The sequence below is a fragment of the Streptomyces swartbergensis genome (assembly GCF_002148965.1).
Taxonomy (GTDB): domain Bacteria; phylum Actinomycetota; class Actinomycetes; order Streptomycetales; family Streptomycetaceae; genus Streptomyces; species Streptomyces swartbergensis.
Genome location: NZ_NGFN01000528.1, coordinates 1 through 3,726 on the forward strand (window position 1 = coordinate 1; position 3,726 = coordinate 3,726).

Below are 3,726 nucleotides of genomic sequence, written 5' to 3' on the forward strand. Positions count from 1 at the left end.
CGTCACATCACCTTCGACTGCACCGGAGAGCCCTACGAACTGGCGCGTTTCTGGTCCGAGTTGCTCGGCCACTCGATCTCCGACGAGGACAAGCCCGGCGACCCCGAGGTACTGATCGAGTTGCCGAACGGCGCCCCCGGCCTCCTCTTCGTACGAGTCGAGGAAGGCAAGGCAACCAAGAACCGCATCCACTTCGACCTGGGACCCACAGGCCGCACCCGCTCCGAGGAAGTCGAACGCGCCACAGGCCTCGGCGCCCGCATCCTGACGGACCGCACCCTCCCGAACGGCCGAGGCTGGGTGGTCATGGCCGACCCCGAGGGCAACGAGTTCTGCGTCGAAAGGGGAGAACTGGATCCGGTGGAGGACCGGGTGGAGGACCGGGTGGAGGACCAGGTGGCGGACTGACGGGTCCCGGCCTACGACAACGGCGGCGGCCGGGCGAGGCGAGGACGCTCAGTCCAGACCGAGCACCATCACGTCATGAGGATGCACCCTCCCACGGCCGCGTCTCACCCACCTTGCGATATCCCCACGCCCGGTAAGCGGCCTGCGCCGCCCCGCTCCCGGGATGCACGTTCAGCACGACCCGTTCGACCCCGACACCATCGAGCAGCACCTCATGCAGCCGCCGCGCGACACCGCGCCCACGCCACCGCGCCCGTACGGCGAGCTCCATCAACAGAAAACTGCGCCGCCCGTCCTCCGGGCACACATCCCCACTCATCCCGTCCCACCACGCGCTGCCGGCCTCCAGCACGCACCCATAGGCCATGCCCACCGGCTCACCACCCGCGTCACGCCCCAGCACGGCCCGAAAGCCGACCCTGCCCGCCTGGGACGGAAACCGCCGGAACGCGGCGGTGGCCTCATCCTCGGTCACGTAGTACGGCGCCCCCGCGAACGCCTCGGCGTACACACCCCGAAGCGCCTCCTGCACCGCCACGGCACCGGCCCCGCCCATCCGCTCCACGGCCAGGCCTTCCACGCGCTCCCCACCCCTCAGAAAACCCAGCGGACGGTCAATGTCAGGGGGTCTGGATCCATTATCGCGGTCCACGGAGGCGCCTGTCGCCGTTCTCCAGAATGATCTTTACACCCGAAATGCGCCCGTAGGGTCACCGGTGACGGACCCAATCCGCCTGACTGAAACGGGAGTTGAGAGTGAGGCACGACGTTGCGGCGCTGAGGGAGGAACTCACGGCCATGGCCGTGGCCGATCACCGGTCCTCGGTCCACGCGAACAGTGATGACCCCGCCGAGCAGCTGGCGTGGCGCCGGCTGACCGCACGGCACGGTGACCGGCTCAGCGAGATCATGGACGAATACGGCTGGCCGACGGCGGAAGTGGTCGGCGAGGAGGCCGCCCGCGCAGCCTGGCTGATCGCCCAGCACGCCGACCGGCAACTCGACGTCCAGCGCCGCGCCCTCCGCCTCATGCAACAGGCGGTGTCGGCAGGCTCGGCCGGCCCCCGCGAACTGGCCTTCCTCCACGACCGCACCCTGGTCAACGAGGGCCGCAAGCAGCTCTACGGCACACAGATCGCCGGCGTGAAGGACGGGGCACCGGTCCCGTGGCCCTGCGAGGAACCCGAGCGCGTGGACGAACTCCGCGCGGAGGTCGGTATCGAGCCGTTCGACGAGTACGTGGCCAAGTTCTCGACGCCCTGACGCCGGGCAGGGCTCCTTGGGCGGCGCCGAGAGCCCTCGAAACGGAACCCGGACATCCAGGAACACGTGTACGAAAAGGTCTCGCCGTGCGTGGCCGGAAGTGACAGGATCCCTTCAACCGGCCTGTCGAAGGCCTGAGTTGGGGGATTTTCATGAGAAACGGGAGCTACAGACGTGCCACGGCGCTGGCCCTGGGGGTGACGCTGCTGGCCGCACTGCCGCCCGCCGCGACCGCTCATGCCGCGGAGAGCGCAGCCGCCCGCACCACGGCAGAGGCGGACCGCACCGTGGATGCTGAGACCACCGATGACTTCGCCACCCTCGCGGATGCCGTCCTGACCAGACGGACCTCCGCACTCCTGGACGGATCCCAGGCGACCCGCCGTGCCGCCGCGGCGCTGCCGCTGAAGGGCGACGTGCACGTCACCAGCGGGCTGGCCCGCGCTGAGGACACCGCGACAGACGTCCTGCGTGACCGCAGAGCGCGGCTCGCAGCCCTGGACGAGGCCTACACGGCGGCCGAGACCGAGGTCGACGTGGACGAGGTGCGGGTGACCGGCGACCGGGCCACTGCCCAGGTCACCGAGACGACGATGCTCACCTACAAGAAGATCGAGGGCGAGGAGCCACCGACCACCGGCTTCCAGGCGAAGCACGAGCTGACCTTCGCGGCAGCGCCGGACGGTACGTGGGAGCTGACCGGATTCACGCCTCTCGACGAGGAAGGGCCGGCCGCGATCAACTCGGTGGTGGACACCGCCGAGGGCAGCGGCCCCACGTCCGCCGGCGCAGCGGAGGAGCCGATCGACGAGGGCGGCGAGCCCGAAACCGACGGCCCCGCGCCCCAGGAGACCAAGGCGGGCAGCACCCAGCCCACCGTCCAGGCCCAGGCCAAGGTCAGTGCCACCGCGAGCTACGACTACACCGCGATGGCGAAGTACGCGGAGAAGCACTGGAAGAACTACAACTCCAACTACCGCAAGTTCAACGATGTCGGGGGCGACTGCACCAACTTCATCAGCCAGGCGCTACGCGCGGGCGGCTGGAAGAACAACACCGGCTGGTACAAGAGTTACAAGAACTGGTGGTACAACTCCTCGAACCAGACGACGTCCTGGATCAATGTCAACTACTGGGCGTCCTTCGCTCTGCACAGCGACCGGGCCTACAACCTGGACAACGTGTACAAGCTGGGGATCGGGGACATCCTCCAGATGGACTTCAGCGGCAACCGGTCCAAGGACCACTCCATGATCACCACGTACAAGAGCAACGGAGTGCCCTACCTCACCTACCATTCGACCAACACCTACCGGAAGTCGGTGAAAAGCCTTGTGGCGCAGTACCCGCGCGCGACGTATTACGCCTTCCGCACCTGACGGGAGCGGACACCGCTCATGGCGGCGTCGCGTCGGACTGCTCGTGGCGGTGCTCTGCGCGGTACTGCTCACCGCCTGTGGCGGCGGGGACGACTCCGCGTCCGCGAAACCCGACCTGGCGGACCAGGACCGTTTCCTGCAGGACTACGTACAGTTCCTCAACACATCGGACGAGGACGGGCTGGCCGGGCTGCTCGACGCCCATCCCCAGGGCTCCAAGGACGCCCGCGCCCGGATCAAGGCGTACGGCGGACAGGACTGGGACGTTCGGTGGACCCGCACCTCGGAGTTCGCGGGCGTATGGAAAGTGGATATCACCGGCACCGCAGGTACCAAGAACCGCCCCGTCCGCGTCACCGAGACCCTCACCTGGGAGAAAGAGCATTGGGTGATGACCCCACTCCCGGGTGTCGTACCGACCCCACCGGACGCGGCGGGCACCGAACCGCCCGGATGAGCACAACAGGGCCCCGCCGTTTCGCCGAAGAGGCGTCGAGGGCTTGAGCAGGACAGCGAAAGTGCCCTTTTGAACTGGAACGACAGGGCTTCTCCAAGGCTTCTGTCGTTCCAGCAGGAAGGCACTTTCTGCTCTGCGCACGAGTGGCTCCGCGCCCCACGGCTACCACCACTCACCAGCTACCCGGCGACGGCCCCGCATCCCGCCCCAACCGGCCCC

The 3,726-nt window shown here is 68.1% G+C and carries 5 protein-coding genes; 4 read left to right on the forward strand and 1 reads right to left on the reverse strand.

Annotated elements, in window-relative coordinates; translation table 11 throughout:
* On the forward strand, window positions 1-408 hold a 408-nt coding region (locus tag CA983_RS41465), incomplete at its 5' end, for a VOC family protein (RefSeq protein ID WP_107500346.1).
* A gap of 73 nt (window positions 409-481) precedes the next feature.
* On the opposite strand, the gene CA983_RS41470 is transcribed toward CA983_RS41465, so the two are convergent.
* Window positions 482-988, reverse strand: a complete 507-nt coding sequence (locus CA983_RS41470) for a GNAT family N-acetyltransferase (RefSeq protein WP_341866738.1) — start codon at window positions 986-988, stop codon at window positions 482-484.
* A 176-nt stretch (window positions 989-1,164) separates the two neighbouring features.
* On the opposite strand from CA983_RS41470, the gene CA983_RS41475 reads away from it, so the two are divergent.
* The 3 genes from CA983_RS41475 to CA983_RS41485 all read left to right on the forward strand — a co-directional run bounded on the left by CA983_RS41475 (window position 1,165) and on the right by CA983_RS41485 (window position 3,507).
* Window positions 1,165-1,671, forward strand: a complete 507-nt coding sequence (locus CA983_RS41475; protein ID WP_086605824.1) for a DUF6624 domain-containing protein — start codon at window positions 1,165-1,167, stop codon at window positions 1,669-1,671.
* A gap of 152 nt (window positions 1,672-1,823) precedes the next feature.
* The gene (locus CA983_RS41480; protein WP_086605825.1) at window positions 1,824-3,050 is read left to right on the forward strand and encodes an amidase domain-containing protein; all 1,227 of its coding nucleotides are present in this window, start codon (window positions 1,824-1,826) and stop codon (window positions 3,048-3,050) included.
* A 43-nt stretch (window positions 3,051-3,093) separates the two neighbouring features.
* Window positions 3,094-3,507: a hypothetical protein gene (locus CA983_RS41485; RefSeq protein ID WP_086605826.1), complete on the forward strand. Its 414-nt coding sequence runs from the start codon at window positions 3,094-3,096 to the stop codon at window positions 3,505-3,507.
* Window positions 3,508-3,726 lie beyond the last annotated feature (219 nt).